At 66.3% G+C, this 26128-nt stretch carries 25 protein-coding genes; 9 read left to right on the top strand and 16 right to left on the bottom strand.

The annotated features are described in order from the left end of the window. The coding region (locus C5F44_RS15185; protein ID WP_146161963.1) for an EamA family transporter at window positions 1-247 on the top strand (247 nt) is incomplete at its 5' end. Here the strand turns inward: C5F44_RS15185 and C5F44_RS15180 are convergent. Beyond that, window positions 244-1218, bottom strand: coding sequence for a DUF808 domain-containing protein (locus tag C5F44_RS15180; RefSeq protein ID WP_107674391.1), 975 nt, complete (start codon window positions 1216-1218; stop codon window positions 244-246). The two genes, C5F44_RS15185 and C5F44_RS15180, sit on opposite strands and share 4 nt — an antisense overlap. Before the next feature lie 163 nt (window positions 1219-1381). Here C5F44_RS15180 and C5F44_RS15175 point away from each other — a divergent pair, with 163 nt between their 5' ends. The 3 genes from C5F44_RS15175 (at window position 1382) to C5F44_RS18035 (ending at window position 2953) form a co-directional block, all read left to right on the top strand. Then, window positions 1382-1525: a glyceraldehyde-3-phosphate dehydrogenase gene (locus tag C5F44_RS15175; protein WP_107674390.1), complete on the top strand. Its 144-nt coding sequence runs from the start codon at window positions 1382-1384 to the stop codon at window positions 1523-1525. 87 nt (window positions 1526-1612) lie between these two features. Next, window positions 1613-2614 (top strand): type I glyceraldehyde-3-phosphate dehydrogenase, encoded by a 1002-nt coding sequence (gene gap, locus C5F44_RS15170; RefSeq protein WP_107674399.1) that lies wholly within the window; start codon window positions 1613-1615, stop codon window positions 2612-2614. Between the two features lie 171 nt (window positions 2615-2785). Further along, window positions 2786-2953 (top strand): hypothetical protein, encoded by a 168-nt coding sequence (locus C5F44_RS18035; protein ID WP_181318292.1) that lies wholly within the window; start codon window positions 2786-2788, stop codon window positions 2951-2953. A 76-nt stretch (window positions 2954-3029) separates the two neighbouring features. On the opposite strand, the gene coaD is transcribed toward C5F44_RS18035, so the two are convergent. The 3 genes from coaD to C5F44_RS15150 all read right to left on the bottom strand — a co-directional run bounded on the left by coaD (window position 3030) and on the right by C5F44_RS15150 (window position 4999). Next, window positions 3030-3521 (bottom strand): pantetheine-phosphate adenylyltransferase, encoded by a 492-nt coding sequence (coaD, locus tag C5F44_RS15160; RefSeq protein ID WP_107674388.1) that lies wholly within the window; start codon window positions 3519-3521, stop codon window positions 3030-3032. Between the two features lie 99 nt (window positions 3522-3620). Further along, window positions 3621-4055, bottom strand: coding sequence for a CBS domain-containing protein (locus C5F44_RS15155; protein WP_107674387.1), 435 nt, complete (start codon window positions 4053-4055; stop codon window positions 3621-3623). A gap of 59 nt (window positions 4056-4114) precedes the next feature. Continuing rightward, window positions 4115-4999 (bottom strand): LysR family transcriptional regulator, encoded by an 885-nt coding sequence (locus C5F44_RS15150; RefSeq protein WP_107674398.1) that lies wholly within the window; start codon window positions 4997-4999, stop codon window positions 4115-4117. Window positions 5000-5102: 103 nt separating this feature from the next. Here C5F44_RS15150 and C5F44_RS15145 point away from each other — a divergent pair, with 103 nt between their 5' ends. The 3 genes from C5F44_RS15145 to C5F44_RS15135 all read left to right on the top strand — a co-directional run bounded on the left by C5F44_RS15145 (window position 5103) and on the right by C5F44_RS15135 (window position 7652). Then, window positions 5103-6602: a CoA-acylating methylmalonate-semialdehyde dehydrogenase gene (locus tag C5F44_RS15145; RefSeq protein ID WP_107674386.1), complete on the top strand. Its 1500-nt coding sequence runs from the start codon at window positions 5103-5105 to the stop codon at window positions 6600-6602. 114 nt (window positions 6603-6716) lie between these two features. Beyond that, window positions 6717-7358 carry a Crp/Fnr family transcriptional regulator gene (locus tag C5F44_RS15140; RefSeq protein WP_107674385.1) on the top strand — a complete coding sequence of 214 codons (642 nt, stop codon included), beginning with the start codon at window positions 6717-6719 and terminating at the stop codon, window positions 7356-7358. An 84-nt stretch (window positions 7359-7442) separates the two neighbouring features. Further along, window positions 7443-7652: a YgaP family membrane protein gene (locus C5F44_RS15135; protein ID WP_107674384.1), complete on the top strand. Its 210-nt coding sequence runs from the start codon at window positions 7443-7445 to the stop codon at window positions 7650-7652. A 2-nt stretch (window positions 7653-7654) separates the two neighbouring features. Here the strand turns inward: C5F44_RS15135 and C5F44_RS15130 are convergent, their stop codons facing one another. The 4 genes from C5F44_RS15130 to recA form a co-directional block, all read right to left on the bottom strand. After that, a complete protein-coding gene (locus C5F44_RS15130; protein WP_107674383.1) occupies window positions 7655-8449 on the bottom strand; it encodes a class II glutamine amidotransferase in 795 nt (264 codons plus the stop codon). A 187-nt stretch (window positions 8450-8636) separates the two neighbouring features. After that, the gene (locus tag C5F44_RS15125) at window positions 8637-8927 is read right to left on the bottom strand and encodes a DUF1330 domain-containing protein (RefSeq protein ID WP_107674382.1); all 291 of its coding nucleotides are present in this window, start codon (window positions 8925-8927) and stop codon (window positions 8637-8639) included. A 4-nt stretch (window positions 8928-8931) separates the two neighbouring features. After that, window positions 8932-11586 (bottom strand): alanine--tRNA ligase, encoded by a 2655-nt coding sequence (gene alaS, locus C5F44_RS15120; RefSeq protein ID WP_107674381.1) that lies wholly within the window; start codon window positions 11584-11586, stop codon window positions 8932-8934. Window positions 11587-11745: 159 nt separating this feature from the next. Further along, the gene (gene recA, locus C5F44_RS15115) at window positions 11746-12819 is read right to left on the bottom strand and encodes a recombinase RecA (protein WP_107674380.1); all 1074 of its coding nucleotides are present in this window, start codon (window positions 12817-12819) and stop codon (window positions 11746-11748) included. A gap of 206 nt (window positions 12820-13025) precedes the next feature. On the opposite strand from recA, the gene C5F44_RS15110 reads away from it, so the two are divergent. Continuing rightward, a complete protein-coding gene (locus C5F44_RS15110; RefSeq protein WP_107674379.1) occupies window positions 13026-13619 on the top strand; it encodes a hypothetical protein in 594 nt (197 codons plus the stop codon). Between the two features lie 28 nt (window positions 13620-13647). On the opposite strand, the gene C5F44_RS15105 is transcribed toward C5F44_RS15110, so the two are convergent. The 3 genes from C5F44_RS15105 to guaB all read right to left on the bottom strand — a co-directional run bounded on the left by C5F44_RS15105 (window position 13648) and on the right by guaB (window position 18786). Beyond that, a complete protein-coding gene (locus C5F44_RS15105) occupies window positions 13648-15894 on the bottom strand; it encodes a hybrid sensor histidine kinase/response regulator (protein WP_235822646.1) in 2247 nt (748 codons plus the stop codon). 171 nt (window positions 15895-16065) lie between these two features. Beyond that, entirely contained in the window at window positions 16066-17217 is a 1152-nt protein-coding gene (locus C5F44_RS15100) for an RsmB/NOP family class I SAM-dependent RNA methyltransferase (RefSeq protein ID WP_107674378.1), read from the bottom strand. Window positions 17218-17337: 120 nt separating this feature from the next. Further along, a complete protein-coding gene (guaB, locus tag C5F44_RS15095; RefSeq protein ID WP_107674377.1) occupies window positions 17338-18786 on the bottom strand; it encodes an IMP dehydrogenase in 1449 nt (482 codons plus the stop codon). Between the two features lie 139 nt (window positions 18787-18925). Here guaB and C5F44_RS15090 point away from each other — a divergent pair, with 139 nt between their 5' ends. Beyond that, window positions 18926-19627, top strand: coding sequence for a type 1 glutamine amidotransferase (locus C5F44_RS15090; protein ID WP_107674396.1), 702 nt, complete (start codon window positions 18926-18928; stop codon window positions 19625-19627). Between the two features lie 7 nt (window positions 19628-19634). Here C5F44_RS15090 and C5F44_RS15085 read toward each other — a convergent pair whose 3' ends face one another. From C5F44_RS15085 to C5F44_RS15065, 5 genes are all read right to left on the bottom strand, one after another. Beyond that, entirely contained in the window at window positions 19635-20636 is a 1002-nt protein-coding gene (locus tag C5F44_RS15085) for a TDT family transporter (protein WP_107674376.1), read from the bottom strand. Window positions 20637-20929: 293 nt separating this feature from the next. Beyond that, a complete protein-coding gene (locus C5F44_RS15080) occupies window positions 20930-22015 on the bottom strand; it encodes an ABC transporter ATP-binding protein (protein WP_107674375.1) in 1086 nt (361 codons plus the stop codon). A gap of 15 nt (window positions 22016-22030) precedes the next feature. Continuing rightward, the gene (locus C5F44_RS15075) at window positions 22031-23650 is read right to left on the bottom strand and encodes an alpha-amylase family glycosyl hydrolase (RefSeq protein ID WP_107674374.1); all 1620 of its coding nucleotides are present in this window, start codon (window positions 23648-23650) and stop codon (window positions 22031-22033) included. A gap of 9 nt (window positions 23651-23659) precedes the next feature. Continuing rightward, window positions 23660-24799 carry a carbohydrate ABC transporter permease gene (locus C5F44_RS15070; RefSeq protein ID WP_107674373.1) on the bottom strand — a complete coding sequence of 380 codons (1140 nt, stop codon included), beginning with the start codon at window positions 24797-24799 and terminating at the stop codon, window positions 23660-23662. Between the two features lie 13 nt (window positions 24800-24812). Next, window positions 24813-26039: a carbohydrate ABC transporter permease gene (locus tag C5F44_RS15065; protein WP_107674372.1), complete on the bottom strand. Its 1227-nt coding sequence runs from the start codon at window positions 26037-26039 to the stop codon at window positions 24813-24815. Window positions 26040-26128: the final 89 nt, after the last annotated feature.

Genomic DNA, 26128 nt, shown 5'->3' with positions numbered 1-26128 from the left:
GCGCGATACCTGGCTCTTGCTGGGCTGCGGCATCATCACGGCGGCGCCGCTGATGCTTTATGCCAACGGCGCCAAGCGGTTGCGGCTCTCGACCATCGCCATCATGCAATATGTCTCGCCGACGATGATCTTCCTGACGGCTGTCTTCGTGTTCGGCGAGCCCTTCAGCCAGACCAAGATGGTGGCCTTCGGCTTCATCTGGGCGGCGCTGGCGATCTATTCCGCAACGGTGCTGCGGCGCGGCTAATGGGCCGCGCCCTGTGATCCGGTCAGCTTCGCCCAAAGCGGGCCGATGACCCGGGTCACCGGCGGAATCAGCGCCAGCCCCAGGATCAGCCCGCAGACACCATCCAGCGCCGCGGTCACCACCCAGGCCACCAGCCCCGGCGCCGCCGGCACCGCATGGGCGGCGGTTTCGGCGATATGGTGGATCGCCTCATAGGGCGCGGGCCACAGATGCGTGACCTCAAGCCCGTGGATCACGATATTGCCGCCCACCCACAGCATCGCCGCCGTGCCCACGGTGGACAGGAAGGCCATGACCTTCGGCATCGCCAGCACCAGCCCCCGGCCAAAGGCCCGTGCGGCGCGGGTGCGGCGGTTGGCGGCCATATGCAGGCCGATGTCATCCATCTTCACGATCAGCGCCACCGCGCCATAGACCGCAACGGTAATCAGCGTGCCCACAATCGCCAGCGTGATGGCGCGCATCGCAAAGGACGGGCTTTCGATGGTGGCCAGCGCGATGGTCATGATCTCGGCCGACAGGATGAAATCGGTCTTGATCGCCCCGGCCACCTTGGCCTCTTCCAGATGCGCCGGATCGCGGGTGTCGAAATCTTCGGCCACCTCGGCATCGGCATGGGGCGCAAAGGCGTGAACCAGCTTTTCCGCGCCTTCAAAGCACAGATAGGCCCCGCCCAGCATCAGAAGCGGCGTGATGGCCTGCGGCAGGAAGTAATCCAGCGCCAGCAGGCCCGGCAGCAGGAAGATCAGCTTGTTCTTCAGCGATCCGGTGGCGATGCGGCGGATGATCGGCAGTTCCCGGTCGGCCGAAAAGCCGTGCACATATTTCGGCGTCACCGCGGCATCGTCGATCACCACACCCGCGGCCTTGGCCCCGGCCTTGGCCGCCGCCGCCGCCACATCGTCCACCGAGGCCGCCGCCACCTTGGCGATGGCCGCCACATCGTCCAACAGCGCCAGAAGTCCGCTCATCACCCGCTCCGTCCAAGGTAGGGTCGAGATAGCGCAGACGCGGCCCCTTGGCAAAGGCGGCGTCGGCCTGGTCCCCGCGCGCACCCTGCCCCGCCCTTCACCCCCCTGCCGGCATCGACTATGGTTGCCCCGTCAACGCGGATCACGGCCGCAGGGGTGTTTTGTGACGGAAAGACTGGCGCTGTATCTTGTGATCCTTCTTGTCGCCTTCGGGCTGGCCGATCTGGCGCTGACCGGCGGCGCCACCCTGCTGTTTCTGGCGCGCAAGTTCCTTGTCCTGCTGGATCATGTGGTGTTCTGGCGCTAACGGCGCGAGAGACGGTTGCAATCCGGCCGGAAGTGCGGTTCTGAGCAGTGGCAGGGCAAATGCCCGCTGGTTTCAGGAGGAATGGACATGGCTGTGAAGGTCGCCATCAACGGTTTCGGCCGCATCGGGCGCAATGTGCTGCGCGCAATCATCGAATCGGGCCGCACCGACATCGAGGTGGTCGCGATCAACGATCTGGGCCCGGTCGAGACCAACGCGCACCTTCTGCGCTTTGATTCGGTCCATGGCCGGTTTCCCGCCACGGTGACCACCGGCGATGACTGGATTGATGTCGGTCGTGGTCGGATGCGGGTGACCGCGCTGCGCAACCCGGCCGAGCTGCCCTGGGGCGACGTGGACATCGTGATGGAATGCACCGGCATCTTCACCTCGAAAGAGAAGTGCCTGCCGCATCTTGAAAACGGCTCGAAGCGGGTGCTGATCTCGGCCCCCGGCGATGGCGCGGACAAGACCATCGTCTACGGCGTGAACCACGACACGCTGACCAAGGACGATCTGGTCGTGTCGAACGCAAGCTGCACCACCAACTGCCTGTCGCCCTTTGCCAAGGTCCTGAATGAGGTCATCGGCATCGAAAAGGGCATGATGACCACGATCCACAGCTACACCGGCGACCAGCCCACGCTGGACACCATGCACAAGGATCTGTATCGCGCCCGCGCCGCGGCGCTGAACATGATCCCCACCTCGACCGGCGCCGCCAAGGCCGTGGGTCTGGTCCTGCCCGACCTGAAGGGCAAGCTGGACGGTTTCGCGATCCGCGTGCCCACCCCGAACGTGTCAGTGGTGGACCTGAAGTTCATCGCCAAGCGTGCCACCACCGTGGAAGAGATCAACGCCGCCATCAAGGCCGCCGCCGACGGCCCGCTGAAGGGCATCCTGGGTTATACCACCGCCAAGAACGTCAGCATGGACTTCAACCACGACCCCCACTCGTCGGTCTTCCACATGGACCAGACCAAGGTGATGGACGGAACGCTCTGCTCGGTCCTGTCGTGGTATGACAACGAATGGGGCTTCTCGAACCGCATGTCCGATACCGCCGTGGCCATGGGCAAGCTGATCTGAACGGCCGTCACAGGCTGACAACGAAGGGCGCCCCCGGGCGCCCTTTTTCATTCCGCGGCTATGCGCCAGACGCAATGCTGCGCTGCAGCAAGACCCCTTGTTAGCGCTATCCGATTGCCCCATTTAGGGACCATGCGGAAGAAAAAGCAGACGCCGCAGAAAGGAATGACCATGTTGACGATGATTGAAAACCTGAAGGACGCCGCGCGCAAGCGGGCGCTCTACCGCCAGACCCGCGATGAAATCGCCCGGATGCCGCTGGATGTGGCGCTGGATCTGGACATCTACCCCGGCGACGCCGACCGCATCGCCTGGACCGCTGTTTACGGCCGCGGCTGACCGCGAAGATCAAGGCGGAGGCCGCGAACTTCGTCGCGGCGCGATGATCGGGGGCCAGGTGCCCCCTTTTTCGTTTTCAGGCGAACTTGCGCTTCAGCGCCGAATGGACCGCCGGCGGAACGAAGCGCGAGACATCGCCGCCCAGCCGGGCGATTTCCTTCACCAGCTTGGACGCAATGGCCTGCCGCCGGGCATCGGCCATCAGGAACACGGTCTCGACCGTGCTGTCCAGCGCCCGGTTCATGCCGACCATCTGGAATTCATATTCGAAATCCGCCACCGCCCGCAGGCCGCGAATGATGATCCCGGCCCCCACATCGCGGGCGCAGTCGATCAGCAGGTTCTCGAACGGATGCACGACAATCTCGCCGCCGGTGCGCGCCACGATCTCGGCACATTCGGCCTGAACCATGGCAACCCGTTCATCCAGATTGAACAGCGGGCCCTTGTCGCGGTTGATCGCCACCCCGATCACCAGCCGGTCCACCAGCGCCATCGCGCGCTGGATGATATCGACATGTCCAAGAGTGACCGGATCGAAGGTGCCCGGGTAAAGGCCGATGCGCATGGAAGGCTCTCCGTCTGGTCCCTGCTTCCGCCGGTCACGAGAATATGATTGCGGCGGCTTTCGCAAGGCCAAAACCGCCGCACTGCAGCAGGGCGCGTGTCAGAACCCCTTGATCATGCCCTCCAGCGCATCCTTCTGCGCGTGCAGCTCTTCCAGCCGCGCCTTCACAACATCCCCGATCGAGATCATCCCGACCATCACGCCGCCCTCGACCACGGGCATATGGCGGAAGCGGCCATCGGTCATCTTCTGCAACACGTCGCGCGCCCGGTCCGTGCTTTCGCAAGAGATCAGCCGCGAGGTCATCACCGCATCCACCTTGTCGCTCAGGCAGGCCGCGCCGCGCCTGCCCAGTTCGCGCACGATGTCGCGCTCCGACAGGATGCCAACGGCGTGGCGGCCGTCTTCCGACACGATGACCGCCCCGATCTTGCGCTCGGACAAGACCTGCGCCGCTTCGGCCAGGCTACTGCCGGGCGCGACGGTGATCACCCCGCCCTGCGTCTTGGATCTGAGTATCTGGCTGACAAGCATGGGTGGCCCCCCTTCCCCGTGGTCTTCGGGTCAAGGGTCAGGGCAGCGGGGCCGGCCTGTCAAGCGATGGATTCAAGATACACCATTTCCGCCCGCGCCTCGCGCAACAGCAGGTCGGCAAACCGGCCAAGGCGCGCGACGCGGGTGTCGTCGGCATGGCGGATCAGCCAGAAGCTGCGGGTCAGGCGGATATGGTCGGGCAGCACGCGCACCAGTTCCGGCGCGGCGGACAGGGCAAAGTCATGCACCACGCCGATTCCCGCCCCCCGCCGCAGGAAGTTCAGTTGCACCGACACCGAATTCGACGCCAGCCGCGCCGGCGGGGCGCCGATCTCGGCCAGATAGTCCAGTTCCTTGTCGAAGATCATGTCGGGGATATAACCGACAAAGGGATGCGCCCGCAGGTCTTGCGGGCCGCTGATCGGATGCGCGGCCAGCCAGTCGCGGCTGCTGGCCAGCGACAGGTGGTAATCGGTCAGCTTCTGCACCGTCAGCCGCCCCGCCTCGGGGCGCGACACGGCGATGGCCATGTCGGCCTCGCGCTTCGACAGGTTGAAGACGCGCGGCAGCGCGACAAGCTGGATTTCAAGCCCGGGGTTGGCGTCGCAGATGCGGGCCAGCACGCCCGGCAGCAGATAGTTCGCGCAGCCGTCCGGCGCGCCAAGCCGGATCAGCCCGGTCAGCCCTTCCGGGCCGGACAGGGATTCGCGCGCCGCCAGCGCCGCCCCTTCCGCACGTTCGGCATGGGGAATCAGCCGCGCCCCCGCCTCGGTCAGCGCATAGCCCTGCGGTGACTTCGCAAACAGCGCCGCGCCCACGGCATCTTCCAGCCGTGAAATCCGCCGCCCCACCGTCGCCGGGTCGATCTTCAGCCCCCGCCCGGCACCCGACAGGCTTTCGCTGCGCGCCACCGCAAGGAACACCCGCAGATCATCCCAGTCCATCCCGGCCACCATTGCGAAATTGCAAAACCTGTTTGGAATATTGCCGCTTTGTCTGGCGTTTCCGCAAGAGTAGAACAGGGCAGACACATATGGGAGGCTTCCGATGCAGGAAATCGGTCACTGGATCAACGGCAAGCTGGTAAAGGGCACCTCGGGCCGCTTTGCCGAAGTGTTCAACCCCGCCACCGGCGAGGTGCAGGCGAAGGTGGCCCTCGCCTCGGATGCCGAGCTGAACCACGCCATTGCCGAGGCCGCCAAGGCCCAGGTGGCCTGGGCCGCCACCAACCCGCAGCGCCGCGCCCGGGTGATGATGGCCTTCGGCGCGCTGATCAACGCCAACATGGACAAGCTGGCCGAACTGGTCAGCCGCGAACATGGCAAGACCCTGCCCGACGCCCGTGGCGACGTGCAGCGCGGGCTTGAGGTGGTCGAGGTCTGCATGGGCGCGCCCGCCATGCTCAAGGGCGAATACATGGACAGCGCCGGCCCCGGTATCGACCTCTACGCCATGCGCCAGCCGCTGGGCGTGGTCGCGGGCATCACCCCCTTCAACTTCCCGGCAATGATCCCGCTGTGGAAAATGGCCCCGGCCCTGTCGGCCGGCAATGCCATGATCCTGAAACCGTCGGAACGGGTGCCCTCCACCTCGCTTCTGCTGGCGCAACTGCTGCAAGAGGCCGGCCTTCCCGATGGCGTCCTGCAGGTCGTCAACGGTGACAAGGCGGTGGTCGATGGCCTGCTGGACCATCCGGTCATCCAGGGCATCGGCTTCGTCGGCTCGACCCCGATCGCGCAATACATCTATGGCCGCGCCGCAACCAACGGCAAACGGGCGCAATGCTTCGGCGGTGCCAAGAACCACATGATCATCATGCCCGACGCCGATCTGGACAAGGCGGCGGATGCGCTGGTGGGCGCGGGCTTCGGCGCGGCGGGCGAACGCTGCATGGCGATCTCGGTCGCGGTGCCGGTGGGCGAAAAGACCGCCGATGCGCTGATCGAACGGCTGGTGCCGCGGATCGAGAAGCTGAAGGTCGGCCCCTATACCGCGGGCGAGGATGTCGATTTCGGCCCGGTCATCACCAAGGCGTCGCAAGACCGCATCCTTGGCCTGATCAACAGCGGCGTGGACCAGGGCGCGAAACTGGTGGTCGATGGCCGCGGCTTCAAGCTGCAAGGCTATGAAAACGGCTTCTTCGTCGGCCCGTCGCTGTTCGACAACGTCACGGCTGACATGGAGATCTACAAGCAGGAAATCTTTGGCCCGGTGCTGACCCAGGTCCGCGCCAAGACCTATGACGACGCGCTGAAGCTGGTGATGGACAACGAATACGGCAACGGCACCGCGATCTTCACCGCCGATGGCGACACGGCGCGCGATTTCGCCTCGCGCGTCAACGTGGGCATGGTCGGGATCAACTTCCCCATCCCGGTGCCGCTGTCCTATTTCAGCTTCGGCGGCTGGAAACGGTCGGCCTTCGGCGACCTGAACCAGTATGGCCCCGATGCCTTCCGGTTCTACACCAAGACCAAGACCGTCACCGCGCGCTGGTTCAGCGGCATCAAGGAAGGCGCCAGCCTGAACTTCAAGGCGCTGGACTGATCCTGTCCCGACCGCGTTTTTCAAGGGGGCGGCCCGGCGGGCCGCCCCCTGTCATTTCCGCGCAGGCCGGCGCTTTGCGGTTGCCATCGCGGCCCGTCTGCCCACACTGGGCGCATGAGCTGGGTTTCGGACATCGGGGCGCTGTCGGCGTCGGCACAGCGCGAGCTGGCACATCTGCATGAAATGCCGCTGCCGAAAGGCGCGGTGCTGTTCCGCCCTGGCGACCGGCCGCAGGGCTTTCTGATCGTGCTGTCCGGCCGGGTCGAGGTGTTCCTGACCGGCGCCAGCGGGCGCGAGATCCTGCTTTACGCCGTCGGCCCCGGCCAAAGCTGCGTGCAAACCACGCTGGGCCTGACCGGCGGCGAGAATTACAGCGGCGAGGCGCTGGTGGCCGAGGACAGCCGCGCGGTGATGATCCCGGCGGCGCTCTTCGAACGGCTGATGGATCAGGAACCCGGCTTCCGCCGCTTTGTGCTGCGCGCCTTCGGCCGCCGCATGGCCGATGTGACGCATCTGCTGGAACGGGTGGCCTTCGGCCGGATCGAGGCGCGGCTGGCGGCAGCACTTCTGGAACTGGCGCAGGGCAATGTGGTGGCGGCCACGCAGGCGGAACTGGCCGCCCGCATCGGATCGGCGCGCGAGGTGGTCTCGCGGCGGCTTGAGGCATTCCAGCGTCAGGGCTGGGTGGAAACCGACCGCGGGCAGGTCCGGCTGACCGATGCCCTGGCCCTGCGCGGCGTTGCGGCGACTGTGTGACCTGATCACAGACCCGGCCTGCGCCGCCTGTTACCCTTGTGGCAGGCCGGGGTTTTGCCCGGCACCCGGACAAGGACACGCAACATGCTGAAAAACAACGTCGGCGGCATCGACAAGATTCTGCGCATCGCAGTGGGCGCCGCCCTGCTGCTCTGGTTCTTCGTCGATAACGGAAGTGGCGTCTGGCACTATGCCAAACTCATCGGCATCGTGCCGCTGCTGACCGGCCTTCTGGGCACCTGCCCGCTTTACAGCATCGTCGGGATTTCGACCTGCCCGATGAACCGCTCCTGATCTCAGGCGGCGACGGCCAGCCGGCAGGGGCGGAACTCCTCGACCTGCACGCTGGCCCCGTCGAAGGTGCAGAACGAGGCGGCGGGCACCTCTGTCCAGCCGCCTTCGCCGCTTTCCAGCGGTTCCGAAACCACGGCCATGCCGCCCCGGCTGTCTGACCAGCGGTAATACAGCGACGGCGCCAGATCGTCGGTCGCATAGCGCACGGCATAAAGCTGCTGGCCATCCGACAGCGCGGCGGTCATGCGCAGATGCGGCGCGGCGCCCTTGGCGCGGGCCAGCGTGATCAGCCGCGCGGCGGCCCGTTCCAGCGCCCCGCGCGGATCATCGTCCAGCCCTTCGGCCACCGCGATCAGGAACAGCGCCTCGCTGTCGGTGGCGCCCTTGCGGTGGCGATACAGATCCTCGGGGATCAGCATGTCGGAATCGCGGCGGATGGCGTCATAACCGCCCACCTGCCCGTTGTGCATGAACGACCAGCGGCCATGCACGAAGGGATGACAGTTGTTGCGGCTGGTGGCAGATCCGGTCGAGGCGCGGACATGCGCCAGAAACAGCCCCGATTTCACCTGCGCGGTCAGGCTGCGCAGGTTCGGGTCGCTCCAGGCCGGCATCACGTCACGGTAAAGGCCGGGCTCGGGCCGTTCGCCATACCAGGCCACCCCGAACCCGTCGGCGTTGATCGCCGTGTGGCATTGCGTGGCGCAATGCGACTGGTGGATCAGGCTGTGCCCCGGCCGGGACACGATATCTTCCAGAAAGATCGGCTTGCCCGAATAGGCCGCCCAACGACACATGTTCAACACCCTTCCGCCCGGACCCGACGGCGCGGCCCTTTGGCGGGCCTTGTCGCGTGCCGGGGTCTTACCTCATGACGGAACAGTAACAGAGTCCGCGCCGTCCGTTAAGCAACGGAATTCCGGGCTTGCACACAAATTGCCGCGATTTCCCGCCGAACGGCGAAACTTTCGGCAATAATTCGTGTCAATCGGCGGCTTCCACCACCACCAGATCGCGGACCGCCGCCCCTTTGGCATGTTCCAGCGCGGCCTGATAGGCGGGCGAGTTGTAGCACTCCACCGCCGCCTCAAGGCTGGGAAACCGCGCCACCACATTGCGGCTGCGGTCGTTCCCTTCAAGCTGCACATAGCGCCCGCCCCGGGCCAGGAACACGCCGCCATGCGCGGCAATCGCCTCGGTCGCGCCCTTGGCATAGCGGCCATAGGCTTCGGCGTCGGTCACATGGACATGGGCGATCCAGAATGCGGTCGGCATCGGCTTACCCTCCGATCACGGCTTCGGCGGCAGCAATGGCGGCATCGGCCAGGGCAATGTCAGCCCCGCCCGCCTGCGCCATGTCAGGGCGGCCCCCGCCACCCTTGCCCCCCATCGCCTCGGCCGCAGCCTTGACCAGCGTCACGGCGGACAGCCGGCCAGTCAGATCGGCGGTGACACCCGCCGCAACCGCCGGTTTCGCGCCGGTATCGGCGATCAGAAGCACCGCACCGCTGCCGATGCGCGCCTTCATCTCATCCACCAGCGCGGGCAGATCCTTGCCCGACACCCCTTGAAGAACCTGCGCGATCAGCTTGATTCCGTTCACTTCCTTGGCCTCCGGCCCGCCAGAGCTGCCGCCCATCGCCAGATCGCGGCGCAGTTGCGCCACTTCGTTCTGCAGGGCGCGGCGTTCGTCGAACAGCGCCTTGACGCGATCGACCACTTCGGTCGCCGGCGCCTTCAGCACGGCGGCAATCTCGGCCAGCCGGGCATCCTGCGCGCGCAGATGCGCCAGCGCGGCCTCACCCGTCAGCGCCTCGACCCGGCGCACCCCGGCAGACGACGCGCTGTCGCCCAGCAGAACGAAGGCGCCAATGTCGCCGGTGCGCGCCACATGCGTGCCGCCGCACAGTTCCAGGCTGTAGGTGCGGCCCTCAGCCCCCTTGCCCGACCCGTCCAGCAGGCCCATCGACACGACGCGCACCTCGTCGCCGTATTTTTCGCCGAACAGCGCCTGTGCCCCGATGGCGCGGGCATCGTCGGGCGTCATGATGCGGGTCTCGACCGGGGCGTTCTGCCGGACAAAGGCGTTCACCTCGGCCTCGACCTGCGCCTGTTCCGCCGCCGTCAGCGCATGGCTGTGCGAGAAGTCGAAGCGCAGACGGTCCGGCGCGTTCAGACTGCCCTTCTGCGCCACATGGTCACCAAGCGCGCGACGCAGCGCCTCGTGCAGCAGGTGGGTGGCCGAATGGTTGGCCCGAATGGCGCTGCGGCGGCCATGGCCCACCTCCAGCTTGGCGGGCTGGCCCTTGGCAACGCTGCCTTCGGTCACGCGGCCGATGTGGATGAACACCCCAGCCGCCTTCTTCGTGTCGGTCACCTCGATCATGCCGGTGTCGGTGCGGATCAGGCCGGTGTCGCCCACCTGCCCGCCGGATTCGGCATAGAACGGCGTCTGGTTGACCACGACCTGCACCGCCTCGCCCGTGGCGGCGCTGCCGATTTCGGCCCCGTCGCGCACCAGCGCCAGCACCACGCCTTCGGCGGTTTCGGTCTCATAGCCCAGGAATTCGGTCGTGCCGCGGTCCTCGGCCAGTTCGAACCAGATCTTGGCATCCTTGGCCTCGCCCGAACCGGACCAGGCGGCGCGCGCCTTGGCCTTCTGTTCGGCCATGGCGGCATCGAAGCCCGCCACATCCACCGCCCGGCCCTGTTCGCGCAGCGCATCCTGCGTCAGGTCCAGCGGGAAACCGTAAGTATCATACAGCTTGAACGCCGCGCCCCCCGGCAGATCGGCGCCCTCAGGCAGCCGCGACAGTTCATCGTCCAACAGCCGCAGCCCGCGGTCCAGCGTCTGCTTGAACTTGGTCTCTTCCAGCTTCAGCGTTTCCTCGATCAGCGCCTGCGCCCGGCTCAACTCCGGGTAGGCCGCGCCCATCTGGCGCACCAGCGCCGGCACCAGCTTGAACATCACCGGGTCTTGCGCGCCCAGCATATGCGCATGGCGCATCGCGCGGCGCATGATGCGGCGCAGCACATAGCCGCGCCCTTCGTTCGACGGCATCACGCCATCGGCAATCAGGAAGCTGGTTGACCGCAGGTGGTCGGCAATCACCCTGTGGCTGGTCTTGCCGGGGCCGTCCGGGTCGCTGCTGGTGGCATTGGCGCTGGCCTCGATCAGGCTGCGCATCAGGTCGGTGTCGTAATTGTCGTGCTTGCCCTGCAACAGCGCGCCGATCCGCTCCAGCCCCATGCCGGTGTCGATCGACTTGGCGTCCAGTTCGCGGCGGCTGCCGTCCTCGAACTGTTCGTATTGCATGAAGACGTTGTTCCAGATCTCGATGAAACGGTCGCCGTCCTCTTCCGCGCTGCCGGGCGGGCCGCCCCAGATATGGGGGCCGTGGTCGTAAAAGATTTCCGTGCAGGGGCCGCAGGGGCCGGTCGGGCCCATCATCCAGAAATTGTCGCTGGTGGCGATGCGGATGATCTTGTCATCCGACAGGCCGGCCACCTTTTTCCACAGGTTCGCCGCCTCGTCATCGGTGTGATAGACCGTGACCAGCAGGCGCTTGGGGTCCAGGCCAAAACCCTTGGTCAGCAGCTCCCAGGCCAGCGGGATGGCGGTTTCCTTGAAATAGTCGCCAAAGGAAAAGTTCCCCAGCATTTCAAAGAACGTATGGTGCCGCGCCGTATAGCCGACATTGTCCAGGTCATTGTGCTTGCCGCCGGCCCGCACGCATTTCTGCGCGGTGGTGGCGCGCTTGTAATCGCGGTGCTCGGTCCCGGTGAACAGGTTCTTGAACTGCACCATGCCGCTGTTGGTGAACATCAGCGTCGGGTCGTTCCGCGGCACCAGCGGAGAGCTGTCCACGACCCGGTGGCCGTTCTTTTCGAAAAAGTCGAGATAGGTGGAACGGATGTCGTTCAGCGACGCCATGGGCCGGGCCTTTCAGGGTGTTTCCTGCATTGGCCCCCATGTAGCGGCGGCAGGCTTCCCTGTCCACGGGGGATGCGCCGGGCCACGACCGGCCGCACCATGAAAAAGGGCCGGAAGGTTGCCCCTCCGGCCCCTGACCTCTGGTCGCCCTGCGGCCGGTCACGCCTCGACGGCATCCCCGTCCTCGGGGCCGTCGACAAGGGTGAAATCCAGCCCGTTCGCGGCGCGGATCTTGTCCTCGATCTCGGCCGCCATGGCGGGGTTGGCCCGCAGGAAGGTCTTGGCATTCTCGCGGCCCTGACCGATGCGCTCATCCTTGAAGGAATACCAGGCGCCCGACTTTTCCACGACCCCGGCCTTGACGCCGATGTCGACCAGCTCGCCCATCTTCGAGATGCCTTCGCCATACATGATGTCGAATTCCACCTGCTTGAAGGGCGGCGCCACCTTGTTCTTCACCACCTTGACGCGGGTGGTGTTGCCGACCACCTCTTCACGGTCCTTGATGGCGCCGATGCGGCGGATATCCAGCCGCACGCTGGCGTAGAACTTCAGCGCATTGCCGCCGGTGGTGGTTTCGGGGCTGCCGAACATCACGCCAATCTTCATGCGGATCTGGTTGATGAAGATCACCATGCAGTTGGTGCGGCCGATGCTGGCGGTCAGCTTGCGCATCGCCTGGCTCATCAGCCGGGCCTGGGCGCCCACCGTGGCGTCACCCATGTCGCCTTCCAGTTCCGCCTTGGGCGTCAGCGCGGCGACCGAGTCGACCACGATCAGGCTGACCGCGCCGCTGCGCACCAGCGTATCCACGATCTCCAGCGCCTGTTCGCCGGTGTCGGGCTGGCTGATCAGCAACTCATCCAGATTGACGCCCAGCTTCTTGGCATATTGCGGGTCCAGCGCGTGTTCGGCATCGACAAAGGCGCAGACGCCGCCCTTCTTCTGTTCCTCGGCCACCACATGCAGGGTCAGCGTGGTCTTGCCGCTGCTTTCCGGGCCGTAGATTTCCACGATCCGGCCTTTCGGCAGGCCGCCGATCCCCAGGGCGATGTCCAGGCCCAGGCTGCCGGTCGAGGTGGCTTCGATGTCCATCGCCGGGCTGTTGGTGCCAAGGCGCATGATCGAGCCCTTGCCGAACTGCCGTTCGATCTGTTGCAGCGCGCTTTCCAGCGCCTTCTGCTTGTCCATGTCCCGTTTGCTCCCAAGGTCGAATAGATTGGCCGCCGACATTCTTGTCTCCCTTATTCCATAGCCACCCCGGGGCGGCAATCCCGACACATGTTCCCAAAGTGTTCCCGTTCTTATGGGATCAAAACAGGAACATTTCAACCAAATTCTCGCGAATCCAGCTTTTGCCCGTTTTCGTTAAAGGATAGTTTACGCCGCGCACGCAAACCGGGGTCCGGGGCGCCCATGGGAAGAAAAAAGGGGTTGGAATGCTGGTATTCTGGGAACAGCGGCTGGTCTTTCTGGCCACGCCGAAAACCGGGTCCACGGCCATTGCCTCCGCGCTCGAATCGCTGGCCTCGGTGTCGATCCAGCGGCCGCCCGTGCTGAAACACACCACCGTGCACCGCTTCCGCCGGTTCTTCGGCCCCTATCTGGAAGCCGCCTCCAAGGCCGACTGGACCGTCGTCGCCATGATGCGCGAACCGCGGGACTGGCTGTCGTCCTGGTATCGCTTCCGCAGCCGGCCCGACCAGACCGATCCGGCGAAAAGCACCGCCGGGATGAGTTTCGATGACTTCGTGCGCGGCTGGTGCAGCACCCCGCGCCCCGCCTTTGCCGATGTCGGCTCGCAGGCGCGGTTCCTGAAACCGCGTCAGGGCGAAGGGGTCAGCCGACTGTTCCGCTATGAAGACATCGACAGTTTCGTGCATTTTCTTGAAGACCGGCTGGGATGCGAAATCATCCTGCCGCGGCTGAACGTCTCGCCCTCCCGCGCGACAGAGCTTTCGCCCGAGACCGAGGCCCTGCTGCATGAGGTGGCGGCCGATGACTTCGCGCTTTACGCCAGCCTGACGCCCTGACTTCCGTTTCCACCGGGCCGCCGCCCGGTCAGGCGATCTGGTTCTGCACCGTGGTGGTCAGGTCGGTCAGGGAAAACGGCTTTGGCAGGAAGACCGAATTCGGGATGCGGGCCTGATCTTCACTCAGGCAATCCTCGGCATAGCCTGACACGAAGACCACCTTCACCCCCGGCCGGTCCTCCAGCGCGCGCTTCACCCAGGTCGGCCCGTCCAGCCCCGGCATCACCACATCGGTGACGAAGACATCCACCTCGACCGCGGGGTCTTCCAGCGTTTTCAGCGCATCCTCGGCGTTTTCCGCCTCCAGCACGGTATAGCCGCGCAGCCGCAGGGCCCGGCTGGCGAAGGCGCGCACCGGCGCCTCATCCTCAACCAGCAGAACCACCCCGGCATCCTTGCGCAGCGTCAGGCGCGGGGCGGTTTCGGCGGGGGGCGCGGGCACGGCGCCATGATCGCCCTCGGCCAGATCATGCACCGGGAACAGCAGATCAAACCGCGTGCCCTGTCCGGGTTCGGACTGCACGAAGACATAGCCGCCCGATTGCTTGACGATGCCATAGACGGTGGACAGGCCAAGCCCCGTCCCCTCGCCCACCCGCTTGGTGGTGAAGAAGGGTTCAAAGATCTTGTCGATCTTGTCGGGCGCGATGCCGCAGCCAGTATCGCTGACCCGGATCACCGAATACTCGCCCGCCGGCACCGTGGCCTTGTCGCGCAGCAAGGGTTCGGTCAGCGCCAGCGCCTCGGTTTCGATGCGGATCGTGCCGCCATCGGGCATGGCATCGCGGGCGTTGACCACCAGGTTCATCAGCACCTGTTCCAGCCGTCGCCGGTCGGCGCGGATCGGCCCCAGCAGCGGATCATGCGAAAACCGCAGCAGGATCTTTTCGCCCAGCAACCGCTTCAGCAGATGGGTCAGGTCGGCCAGCAGATCCTGCAGGTCCAGCCGTTCGGGTTTCAGCGTCTGCTTGCGGGAAAAGGCCAGCAACTGGCTGACCAGCGCCGCGGCGCGGTTGGCGTTCTGCCGAATCTGTTCAAGGTCGGCGAAATCGCCGTCCTCGCGGTCATGCCGCAACAGCAACAGGTCGCAATGGCCCGAAATCGCCGTCAGCAGATTGTTGAAATCATGCGCGATCCCGCCCGCAAGCTGGCCAACCGCCTGCATCTTCTGGCTTTGATTGAACTGCGCCTCCAGCTTCTTCAGCGCGGTGGCATCCGACAGGATCGCCAGCGCCCCGCTGCGGCCCTGTTCAACGATGCGGCGCAACTGCACCTGGGCAAAGGCCTCGTCCCCGGCGCGGCGCAGGCGCAGCACCTCGGCCCCCGCGGGCAGGCGTTCCGCGATCACGTCCAGCAACCAGTCGTTCACCGGGCGGCCCAGGTCTTCGAACAGGTCGTGGAAGGACAGGCCGGTCAGCGGGCCGCCGCCCAGCAGATCGCGCGCGGCGCGGTTGGCGGTGCGCAACGCCCCGTCCGGGCCAAAGGTCATCAGCGCCACCGGCACCGACTCGAAATCGGCGCTGACGGTTTCAGCCGTTCGCGCCGGCGCGGGCACCAGAAAGATCTCGCGCCGGTCGCCCACCCCCTCAACCTCGGCCACGATGGCGCGGATCTGGCCGTCGGGGGTGTGAACCGTCACCTCTTCCCCGGTCTGGAACCGGGAGTGCAGGAAGATGCGGTCCAGCCGCTTGGGGCGTTCGCCCAGCAGCCGCCGCATCGCCTCGTTCGAGAACAGCACCACGCCGTTGCGATTGGCCACCACCATCGGCAGGCTCAACCCCTCGGCCCCGCGGCCGGCGGGGGTGCGGTCCTGGAATTCCTCAAGCCGCCAAAGGAAGCGGCCCTCGCCCAGCCTGTGCACCGACAGCCGCAGATGGCCGCGCCGGGTCACCACATCTTCCCGCGCCGCGCCGGTGTTGGCGGCGCGGGTCTGCAGGCGGAACAGCACGGCCGAGGGCGAGGCGAACTGTTCATGCAGCACGCCCACCAGCGTGGGCGCGGTGTTTTCGCCAAAGCGGGCGATGGCGGCCGCATTGCGGAACAGGATCTGGCCCAGATCATCGGTCGAGAAACAGGGCGCGGCATCGCCGCCAACCAGCATCGTCAACTGCCCGGCCAGCCGCCCGGCGGCCCGCCGGCCCCGTCGCATCACCCCGCCAAGGCCCGCCGCAACCAGCAGAACCGCCAGCCCGCCGGTCGTCAGCCCCAGCCGGACCGGCCCGGTCGGGGCCGCAGCCGCCAGCGCCAGGCACAGCGCGGCCAGCGCAACCAGCAAGGGCAAACCCCGCTGCAACCCCTGCGGCGTAACCAAGGCGGCCCTGATGTCGCTGTCCGGCCTGAGCAAGTGGCCCTCCGCTGCGGAAATCCCCACCCCTTCCCTAAGCGCACAACCGTTAACCGCGACTTAACCGCAGCCGAAATGCAACCTCAAGTTGTAATTGGGGGTTCAGGCCCGCGCCAGCAGCGCCAGAAAGAAACCGTCACCGCCCTGCAACGGTGAAAAGCGGTGTTGCCCGGTGCAGGTCCAGCCGGCATTGCGGGCAAGGAAGGCCGTGACCTGATCCTCGTTCTCGTCGCACAGGAAGGAACAGGTCGCATAGGCAAGCGTGCCGGCGGGGGCCACCATCGCGGCGCAGCGGTCCAGAATCTGCCCCTGCAAGGCGACCAGCTCCGCCAGCCGCTCCGGCGTCAGCGCCCATTTCCCCTCGGGGTCGCGGCGCCAGCTTCCGCTGCCGGAACAGGGCGCATCGGCCAGCACCAGATCATAGGGCGCGGTCGCTTCGGGCCGCTCGGTCAGCGTGACAGCAACGCCGGCGCGGGCCGCGCGCGGCGGCAGGTCGGCCATGCGGCGGGGGGTGGCGTCATGCGCCCAAAGCCGCAGCCGCGCCCGCGCCGCCATGGCCAGCGTCTTGCCGCCGCCACCGGCGCAATGGTCCAGCACGCGCATCCCGTCGGCCAGCGGCAGCGCCTCGACCACCGCCTGGGACGAGGCGTCCTGCAATTCGACCACCCCCTCGGCATAGGCCGCCGAGGACTGCACCTTGCGCACGCCTTCCGTCACCTCCAGCGCGAAGGCGGCCAGCGGATGCGGGCGGGTGGCAATGCCTTCGGCCAGCAGACGCGACCGGGCAGCGTCGCGCGTGCTGCGGCCCGCGTTGACCCGCAGCACCACCGGCGCGCGTTGACGCATCGCCTGCATCACCGGGGCATAGTCGTCGCCAAGCGCGCGCCGCAGCGCAGGCGCCAGCCAGTCGGGCACATCCAGCGCCTCATCGCCCTCGGGCACACGGCCCGCCTCATCGGCGGCGGGGGGTGCGGGCGCGTATGCACCTTCGCCATACCATTGCTGCATGTCCTGACCCATGGAACGCATCGCGCCCAGAATCAGGCCGCGCCCGGTCAGACCGCCGCCAAGCGCGGCGAAGGACCGGCGGCAGCGCAGCGCCTCGAACACCAGATCGCGCACCGCGTTGCGGTCTCCCGACCCGGCATAGCGGGCCCCGCGCCCCCAGGCGGTCAGCGCCTTTTCGGCAGGTTCGCCGGCCAGTACGCGGTCAAGCACCGCCATGGCCGCAGCCGCGCGGGCCGCCGGCTGCATCAGCGCCGCCCGGCCCGGCCAGTGCCGGTTGCAAGGGTCATTCCGCCCATCCTCATTGCCCTTCTGACACCCGCATCCGCCTGATTTCTCAGGCGAACCGGCCCTTGGTGCAGGCTCAGGTCAGCCGACGCGGTAGTTCGGGCTTTCGCGGGTGATCTGCACGTCATGGACATGGCTTTCCTTCAGCCCGGCCCCGGTGATCCGCACGAACTGGCAGTTCGTCCGCATCTCGGCAATGTCGCGGCAGCCGGTATAGCCCATGGCGGCGCGCAGGCCGCCGACCATCTGGTGCAGCACCGCCGTCACGCTGCCCTTGTAGGGCACCTGCCCCTCGATCCCTTCGGGCACCAGCTTGTCGCTGCTGGCTTCCTTCTGGAAGTAACGGTCCGCGCTGCCCCGCGCCATAGCCCCGATCGACCCCATGCCGCGATAGGCCTTGAAGCTGCGGCCCTGCCACAGGATCACCTCGCCGGGCGATTCATCGGTGCCGGCAATCGCGCTGCCGACCATGGCACAAGAGGCCCCGGCGGCAATGGCCTTGGCGAAATCGCCGGAATACTTGATGCCGCCATCCGCGATGACCGGAATATCCCCCGCAGCCCGCGAAGCATCCATGATCGCGGTAAGTTGCGGCACGCCCACGCCCGCCACGATCCGGGTGGTGCAGATCGACCCCGGCCCGATGCCGACCTTGACCGCATCCGCCCCGGCGCCGATCAGCGCACGGGTCGCCTCGCCGGTGGCGACGTTGCCGGCCACCACCTGCACGGTGTTCGACAGTTTCTTGATGCGCTCCACCGCCCGCGCCACGCCTTCCGAATGGCCATGCGCGGTGTCGATCACCACCATGTCCACCCCGGCCTCGATCAGCGCCTGGCTGCGCTCATAGCCCGCATCGCCCACGGTCGAGGCGGCGGCGACGCGCAGGCGGCCCATCTCGTCCTTGCAGGCATGGGGGTTGAGAACGGATTTCTCGGTGTCCTTCAGCGTCAGCAGGCCGGTCAGCTTGCCCGCGCCATCTGTCACCAGCAGCTTCTCGATCCGCCGCGCCTTCATCAGGCTGATCGCCTGCGTCCGGTCCACGGGTTCGCGCAGCAGGGCAAGGTTTTCGCTGGTCATCATCACGCTGACCGGCGTCCTGTCATCGCTGGCAAAGCGCATGTCGCGGTTGGTGACGATGCCCAGAACGCGGCCCTCGGCATCCACCACCGGGAAGCCGGTGATGTTGTAGCGCTCCATCAGTTCCTTCGCGTCGGCCAGCGTCTGGTCGGGGCGCAGCGTGATCGGCGCATAGACCACGCCGGATTCGAACCGCTTGACCCGCCGCACCTCGCGCGCCTGCGTTTCGGTGTCCAGATTGCGGTGGATCACCCCGATACCGCCGGCCTGGGCCATGGCAATCGCCATGCGCCCCTCGGTCACGGTGTCCATCGCGCTGGACAGCAGCGGGATGTTCATTCGGATGGATCTGGTGACAAAGGTCGACGTATCGGCATCCGCCGGCAGCACGGAAGAGGCGGCCGGAACCAGCAGAACATCATCGAAAGTGAGGGCCTCTCGAATCTCCATCGGGGTCTCCTTGGGGATATTCGTTTGGCGGTTCCCTGTTTCACGGGCTTGACGCGGGCGCAAGCGAAAACCCGCATCTTGCGCTTGAAAGCCGGGCCGCCCCATGCAGATTGTGCCGGGCTGCCAAAGGAAAAGCCGGATGCGCGTTGCCATTGTCGAAAATACCAGGATCACCCATCACGGTCAGGTCGGGGTGGCGCTGCATGAACAGGCGGCGAAGATCGACCTTTACAAACCGTGGTCGGGCCAGCCCCTGCCCGAAGCCCCCGATGCCGATGCGCTGGTGGTATTCGGCGGCGAACAATCCGCGCTGGATGACCACACCCACCCCTATCTGCCCGCATTGGCGCGACTGATGGCGGCCTTTACGGCGGCGGATCGCCCGGTGCTGGGCATCTGCCTTGGCAGTCAGGTTCTGGCCCGGGCCATGGGCGCGCAGAACATTCTGGGCGCCGCCCCCGAATTCGGCTGGTGCGACGTGGCCCTGACCGACACCGGCCGGTCAGACCCGGTGCTGGGCACCCTGCCCCGCAGCTTTCCGATCTTCCAGTGGCATTCCGACACGTTCAGCCTGCCGGCGGGCGCGGTGCATCTGGCAGGCTCTGCCGCCGCGCCGAACCAGTGCTTCCGCATCGGCCGCGCCACCTATGGGATGCAGTTCCATTTCGAAGCCAGCCGCGCCGTGGTGGCCGACTGGACCCGCGAATTTCCCGATCTGGTCGAAGGCCAGCACCCGGGCTGGCACGCCGCACACCCTGTGCTGGCCAAAACCCGTGGCCGGGCGGCGGACGATCACGGTCTGGCCATCGCGCGCGCCTGGGTCGGGCTGATCGGCGGCTGACGCCGGCTCAGGCCTCGGCCGCGTTGGTCCTGGCCGCCAGCCGGCCGCCGGGCCACAGTTTCAGCACATTCCAGGTGATCAGCGGAATCGCCACCAGTGCCAGCCCCAGCAGGGCCAGCCCGGCCCAGGCCCAGACGCCGCCCAGCCGGATCAGCGCCGTGGCAAAGGCCGCCAGCGGAAAGGTCATCGCCCCCCAGAGCGGCGAGAACCCGGTTTCCGTGATCCAGCGGAACGACGCAGCCAGCACAAGGAAGATGCCGATGGCGATGACGGCGAAGATCACCGCCAGCGTCATGTGGCCCGTCAGCAGGGCAACCGAGGTGAACAGGCTGGCCGGCGCAAGGTGAATGACCAGCAAGGGACGCAGCGCGGCGGGCGGCACCCGCTTCAGCGCCTGCACCCCGCTCAGCCCCCAGATCACCGCCGCCACAAACACTGTCCCCCACAGCAGCCCGCGCGCCATGCCCGGCTGATCCAGCAAGGCCGCCGCCACGCCACCGACGATGAAACCGACAAAAGTCAGATGCCAGGTCGGGTTGACCTCACGCCCCTCGGGCGGCAACCCCGACAGAACGCGCGCGACCAGCAGCGCCAGAACCGCGTGCAGCGCCAGCGCCACGACCAGCAGCGCCAGCGCAAGGCGCGGGGCATAGGGCGCGATCAGCGCCGCCGCCGCCATGCCGCCCATGGTCGCCGCCGACAGGCCTGCCCGTGACGGCATCACCTTGAGATCCTCGAAGATGACGCCCGGCCGCCGGGCCAGCTTGGCGCCATAGGCCACCACGCCCACGGCCCAAAGCGGCACCACCAGACCGGCCGCCAGGTCCCCGATCCCCGGCGGCAGCCCCAGATGCGCCAGCCCGACCCGCAGCGCCAGCACCAGCCCCAGCAACCCCAGCAGAGCCGGAAAGATCGCGGGCGGCGTATTGGCAAAGGCCGGCACCTTGCGCGGCGGAAACTCGGGCGGCGGATACATCCTTGGCTTGAAACCTGCGGGATCGCGGACCATTCAAGAACACTCCTTCGGCGGCATGGCCCGAGGTTTCGCAGGAATTCGCGGGATTATCCAGCACTGGCATCCGTCTGCGGCGGGCCACCGCGCAAACCTGTCGGGCAGGCCACAGCGTTGCAATGTTAGCGCCGCGGAAACCTGTCCATGCTTTCATGCGGCATGGCCAGACCCCGCCCCCTTTCCCAACCCGGCCCTTGCTGACCCTTTGGGTCGGCCTGGTGTCGGGCGCGGTGCTGTGCGGGCTGTGGTTCGGCCTGGTCAGCCTTGTGGGATGGCCCGGATAACTCGTCTCAGCGGTACAGCAGCGACTTGCCGCCCGCGAAGAGATGCACCTTCTTCGGATCGGCGGTCAGCCGCACCTGCGTGCGCCGCAGTTCCGACCGGATGCCCGGCAGCTTGGCCACGACCTGCGGCTGGTCGCCCGTGCGCTTCAGATGCAGCAGCGTCACCTCGCCCAGGGCTTCGGTGAACTCGACCTCGGCCTCGAACAGGCGGTCGCCCTTGGTTTCGACCAGATCCTCGGGCCGCACGCCCACGTTCACCGCCATGCCCTTGTCGGCGGCCTGGGTCGGCACGGCCGAAACGGCAATGCCGCCATTGGCCAGCCGGACCGTGGTCTGCGCCCCGGTATCGACCACCTCTCCCGGGGTCAGGTTCATGGCCGGGCTGCCGATGAACTGCGCGACAAACTCGTTCTGCGGCCGTTCATACAGCTCCAGCGGCGTGCCGACCTGCGCGATGCCGCCCCCCGCCAGCACCACGATGCGGCTGGCCAGTGTCATCGCCTCAACCTGGTCATGCGTCACATAGACCATGGTGGAATTCGGCATCGCCTCTTTCAACTGGGCGATTTCAAGCCGGGTCGCCACCCGCAGGGCGGCGTCCAGGTTCGAAAGCGGCTCGTCGAAGAGATAGACCTTGGGGTCGCGCACGATGCTGCGGCCGATGGCGACCCGCTGGCGCTGCCCGCCCGACAGGGCCTTGGGCAGACGGTCCAGATAGGGCGTCAGTTGCAGGACGCGCGCGGCCTTGTCGACCGCCTGGTCGATTTCGGCCTGCGATTTCTTGGCGATGCGCAGGGCAAAGCTCATGTTCTCGCGCACCGTCATGTGGGGGTAAAGGGCATAGCTCTGGAACACCATGGCGATGCCGCGCTGTGCCGGGGGCACATCGTTCATCCGCACGCCGTCGATGCTGAAATCGCCGCCGGTGATCCGCTCCAGCCCGGCAATCATCCGCAGCAGGGTGGATTTCCCGCAGCCCGAAGGGCCGACGAAAACGATCAGCTCGCCTGTCTTGATGTCAAGGTTGATGTCTTTCAACACCTTGACCTCGCCATAGGCTTTCTCGACGTCCTTCAGAACCAGATCGGCCATTCGTACCCCTCCCTTTCACACTTGCCGCGCCAGGACGAAGCCCCAGCCCGGAAGGTGGATTTCCCCCGTCTCCACCGGCACCGCCCCAAGTTCGGCCCCCACCGTCTGCCATGTTCCTTCGGGCAAGCGGACGCTTGCGGCGCCTTCCCCCAGATTGAAGGCACAGAACAGCGTCTCGTGGCCCCGGCGCAGGAACTGCGCCACGTCGCCCTTGGTGGTGATCGGCCCCATGTCGCCGTCGCGCAGCACCGGATGCGCCCGGCGGAAGGCCAGCACGCTGCGGTAATAGGCCAGCATCGACTGCGCGTCGCCCTCTTGCACGGCAACCGCGCGCGCCAGATGCCGGGGATCGACCGGCAGCCAGCCCTTCTCGGCGGTCGAAAAGCCGCCGTTGCCATTGTCCGACACCCAGACCATCGGCGTGCGGCAGCCGTCGCGGCCCTTGAATTCAGGCCAGAATTCGATGCCGTAAGGGTCTTGCAGATCGTCGAACCCCACCTCGGCCTCGGGCAGACCCAGTTCCTCGCCCTGATACAGGCAGATCGAGCCGCGCAGGCTGGCCAGCAGCACGATATAGCTGCGCGCGGCGGTGTCGGGCAGGCCCCAGCGGGTGATGTGGCGCACCACGTCATGGTTGGAATAGCTCCAGCAGGGCCAGGCATCGGGCGCCTCGGCAGCCAACTGGTCGAAGGTCGATTTCAGATCGTCCGCCGTGACCCGTGCCGGCTGAAGCAGCTCGAACGGATAGCACATCTGCACCTTGTCACCGCCCGAGGTGTATTGGGCCATGATCTGCAGCCCGCGTTCGGAATCCCCGACCTCCCCCACGGCCGCAGCGCCGTAGGGCGCCAGCGTGGCGCGGAATTTCCGCAGGAATTCAAGGTTTTCCGGCCGACTTTTGTCAAACAGGTGCATCTGGTGATTGTAGGGGTTCACCTTGGGCGCCGTTCGGTCGTTGCGTTCCTGCGGCGGAAGCGGAGGATTGTCGCGCAAGTTCTTGTCGTGGAAGTAGAAATTGATCGTATCCAGCCGGAAGCCGTCCACGCCCCGCTCCAGCCAGAACCGGGTGGCGTCCAGCAAGGCCTGCTGAACCTTGGGGGTGTGGAAGTTCAGGTCGGGCTGGCTGGTCAGGAAGTTGTGCAGATAATACTGCTCGCGCCGGGCATCCCATTGCCAGGCGCTGCCGCCGAAGATGGACAGCCAGTTGGTCGGCGGCGTTCCGTCCGGCTTCGGCTCGGCCCAGACATACCAGTCAGCCTTGGCGTTGTCGCGCGACTGGCGGCTTTCCCTGAACCACGGGTGCTGGTCACTGGTATGCGACAGCACCAGGTCGATCATCACCCGGATGTTCAGCTCATGCGCGCGGGCGACCAGCGCGTCGAAATCGGCCAGCGTGCCGAACATCGGGTCAACGTCGCAATAATCGCTGACATCATAGCCGAAGTCCTTCATCGGGCTGGTGAAGAACGGGCTGATCCAGATCGCATCGGCGCCAAGCCGGGCGATATGGTCCAGCCGGGGGATGATCCCCTTCAGGTCACCGATCCCGTCACCGTTCGAATCCTGATAGCTGCGCGGATAGATCTGGTAGATCACCGCGCCGCGCCACCAGTCAGGGTCTTTCTTCAACGTCATTTCTCTCTCTTACTTGACAGAACCGGCCAGAAGCCCGCGCACCAGGAACCGCTGCATGGAGAAGAACACCACAAGCGGCACCGCGATGGACACGAAGGCCGAGGCCGACAGAATTTCCCAGTCTCCCCCGCGCGACCCCATCAGGTTCACCAGGTTGCCGGTCAGCACCTGCTGGTCATTGCCGGTGCCCAGGAAGACAAGCGCGACCAGAAGGTCGTTCCAGGTCCAGAGGAACTGGAAGATGGCAAAGCTGGCCAGCGCCGGAAAGGACAGCGGCAGGATGATCTTGACGAAGATCTGGAAATCCGTGGCGCCATCGACCTTCGCATTCTCGATGATGTCGCGCGGCAGGCCGACCATGTAGTTGCGCAAGAGATAGATCGCCAGCGGCAGGCCAAAGCCGGTATGGGCCATCCAGATGCCAAGGTATCCCTTGCCGATGCCAATCCAATTGTGGAACTGCAACAGCGGGATCAGCGCCAGTTGCAGCGGCACCACCAGCAGCCCCACCACGAAGGCCACCAGCAGCGCCCGGCCCGGAAACTCCATCCAGGCCAGCGCATAGGCGGCGAAGGCGGCCACCAGAATGGGAATGATCGTGGCCGGGATCGAGACCGTCAGCGTATTGATGAAAGCCTGCCCGATGGACTGCCCCGCCAGCGGCGACGAGATCACGTTGGTATAGTTCCGGGTGGTGAATTCCGGCGGGCTTGAGGCGGTGGAAAACACCCGCGGCAACCGCATGTCCTTGGTGGTGACGGGCGAGGTCAGCACGAAGGCCCCGTCCGCCTGCACGGTCAGCGTCATGCCATCGTTCAGCGGCGCGGTTTCGCCCGGGGCAAAGGCCTCGGGCTCACGCGAGGAGGTGCCCCAGTGGCTGATCTCCACGCCCTTGGCCGGGAACAGGTTGCCCTCGATCACGAAGGCCCCGTCCTTTTCGGCCTCGGTCCCCGCGATGCGGACGGCGGCCTGCTGGGTTTCCTGCGTGGTCAGCGCCTGCCACCAGCCCGAGCTGACGATCTGGTCGCCGGTGCGGAACGAAGACACCAGAAGCCCGAAGGTGGGCACCACCCAAAGCAGCACCAGCGCCACGACCGAGATGTGGACGGCCCAGAGAAGGGCGGGTTTCTTGCCGGCAATATTGTCCATCAGACCCGCCCCCTTACCGCATTTCCTTGCGCGCGTTCCACACGTTCCAGATCAGGATCGGCGTCACCAGCGCCATGATCACCATGGCCGCCGCCGAGCCCATGCCCCAGTCCAGCGAACGGAACAGCTTGTCATACATGTAATTGGCCAGAACCTGCGTCTCCCACTGGCCGTTGGTCATGGCCAGCACGATGTCGAAGACCTTGAGAACGGTGATGGTGATGGTGGTCCAGACCACGACGATGGTGCCCATGATCTGCGGCACCTTGACCTTGAAGAAGATCTGGAACGGGTTGGCCCCGTCCAGAATGGCGGCCTCGATCGTGTCTTCCGGCACGCCACGCAGCGCGGCCGACAGGATCACCATGGCAAAGCCGGTCTGGATCCAGATCAGCACCGCCATCAGGAAGAAGCTGTTCCAGAACGGAATCTGCAGCCAGGCCTGCGGACGGCCATAGGGCAGCACATTGGTAAAGACGCCCAGCAGCCAGACGCCCAGTTCAAAGGCGATCACAAGCGCGACAAGCCCGCCCAGAACGCGCGCGGCCTTGATCAGGGGCTTCTCCTGCCGCCGCGCGTCCAGCACGGGGCGCAGCAGCAGCCAGCCGCCCCACAGCACCGCCAGCAGCAGACCGCCCACCAGCACCGCCGGCAGAACGCGCAGGAACAGCACCGACCAGATCCCGCCCTCGAACTTCAGCCACAGCGCGTTCAGAAGGCCGATCTGCGCCACCGCCGCATCGCGGCTGTCATAGACCAGCTTGAAGATCACGGAAGCGCCGACGAAGGAAATCGCCATCGGCATGAAGATCAGCGACTTGGCGATATTGCCCCATTTGATGCGGTCGGTCAGTTGCGCCGCCAGAAGGCCGAAGCCCGTTGCCGCCGCAGGCACCACCACCAGCCACAGCATGTTGTTGCGCAGCGATTCCCCGAACTTCGGCTCCTGGAACATCGCGGTGTAATTGCCGGTCCCGACAAAGCTGCCGTCCTTGCCATGCAGCGACAGCCAGAAGGTCGCGAAGACCGGATAGGCCAGATAAAGGCACAGCAGCGCGAGTGCGGGAAACAGGAACAGCCAGGGCCGCACGGCATTGGCGCGGTTGATGTTGCGGCCTGCCTGCGGCCCGCGGGCCGGGAACAGCACCTTGTCCAGAAACAGGTTCGAAAGATAGAAGTAGCCCACACAGCCGCCGACACCGACAGCGATGACAAGTAGGGCCTGAAAGGCCGGGTTCATCTGGCGTCCCCTCCACACTGGCAAACAGTTCGACGGCGTCCGGGCCGCGTGCCGGTTGTCCCGGTCTTGCAAGGGAACGGGCCGCGACG

The sequence above is a fragment of the Fuscovulum blasticum DSM 2131 genome (assembly GCF_003034965.1).
In the GTDB taxonomy this organism is placed as follows: Bacteria; Pseudomonadota; Alphaproteobacteria; order Rhodobacterales; family Rhodobacteraceae; genus Pseudogemmobacter; species Pseudogemmobacter blasticus.
The sequence above is the reverse complement of the archived record's forward strand: the minus strand, read 5'-3'. Positions and strand labels throughout refer to the sequence as shown.

Bases quoted from the DNA above. Each gene is read 5' to 3' on its own strand.
- C5F44_RS15180 (WP_107674391.1), bottom strand. From the start codon at position 1,218: ATGAGCGGACTTCTGGCGCTGTTGGACGATGTGGCGGCCATCGCCAAG.
- gap (WP_107674399.1), top strand. From the start codon at position 1,613: ATGGCTGTGAAGGTCGCCATCAACGGTTTCGGCCGCATCGGGCGCAAT.
- C5F44_RS18035 (WP_181318292.1), top strand. From the start codon at position 2,786: ATGTTGACGATGATTGAAAACCTGAAGGACGCCGCGCGCAAGCGGGCG.
- coaD (WP_107674388.1), bottom strand. From the start codon at position 3,521: ATGCGCATCGGCCTTTACCCGGGCACCTTCGATCCGGTCACTCTTGGA.
- C5F44_RS15155 (WP_107674387.1), bottom strand. From the start codon at position 4,055: ATGCTTGTCAGCCAGATACTCAGATCCAAGACGCAGGGCGGGGTGATC.
- C5F44_RS15150 (WP_107674398.1), bottom strand. From the start codon at position 4,999: ATGGACTGGGATGATCTGCGGGTGTTCCTTGCGGTGGCGCGCAGCGAA.
- C5F44_RS15145 (WP_107674386.1), top strand. From the start codon at position 5,103: ATGCAGGAAATCGGTCACTGGATCAACGGCAAGCTGGTAAAGGGCACC.
- C5F44_RS15140 (WP_107674385.1), top strand. From the start codon at position 6,717: ATGAGCTGGGTTTCGGACATCGGGGCGCTGTCGGCGTCGGCACAGCGC.
- C5F44_RS15135 (WP_107674384.1), top strand. From the start codon at position 7,443: ATGCTGAAAAACAACGTCGGCGGCATCGACAAGATTCTGCGCATCGCA.
- C5F44_RS15130 (WP_107674383.1), bottom strand. From the start codon at position 8,449: ATGTGTCGTTGGGCGGCCTATTCGGGCAAGCCGATCTTTCTGGAAGAT.
- C5F44_RS15125 (WP_107674382.1), bottom strand. From the start codon at position 8,927: ATGCCGACCGCATTCTGGATCGCCCATGTCCATGTGACCGACGCCGAA.
- alaS (WP_107674381.1), bottom strand. From the start codon at position 11,586: ATGGCGTCGCTGAACGACATCCGTTCCACCTATCTCGACTTTTTCGAA.
- recA (WP_107674380.1), bottom strand. From the start codon at position 12,819: ATGTCGGCGGCCAATCTATTCGACCTTGGGAGCAAACGGGACATGGAC.
- C5F44_RS15110 (WP_107674379.1), top strand. From the start codon at position 13,026: ATGCTGGTATTCTGGGAACAGCGGCTGGTCTTTCTGGCCACGCCGAAA.
- C5F44_RS15100 (WP_107674378.1), bottom strand. From the start codon at position 17,217: ATGCAGCCGGCGGCCCGCGCGGCTGCGGCCATGGCGGTGCTTGACCGC.
- guaB (WP_107674377.1), bottom strand. From the start codon at position 18,786: ATGGAGATTCGAGAGGCCCTCACTTTCGATGATGTTCTGCTGGTTCCG.
- C5F44_RS15090 (WP_107674396.1), top strand. From the start codon at position 18,926: ATGCGCGTTGCCATTGTCGAAAATACCAGGATCACCCATCACGGTCAG.
- C5F44_RS15085 (WP_107674376.1), bottom strand. From the start codon at position 20,636: ATGGTCCGCGATCCCGCAGGTTTCAAGCCAAGGATGTATCCGCCGCCC.
- C5F44_RS15080 (WP_107674375.1), bottom strand. From the start codon at position 22,015: ATGGCCGATCTGGTTCTGAAGGACGTCGAGAAAGCCTATGGCGAGGTC.
- C5F44_RS15075 (WP_107674374.1), bottom strand. From the start codon at position 23,650: ATGACGTTGAAGAAAGACCCTGACTGGTGGCGCGGCGCGGTGATCTAC.
- C5F44_RS15070 (WP_107674373.1), bottom strand. From the start codon at position 24,799: ATGGACAATATTGCCGGCAAGAAACCCGCCCTTCTCTGGGCCGTCCAC.
- C5F44_RS15065 (WP_107674372.1), bottom strand. From the start codon at position 26,039: ATGAACCCGGCCTTTCAGGCCCTACTTGTCATCGCTGTCGGTGTCGGC.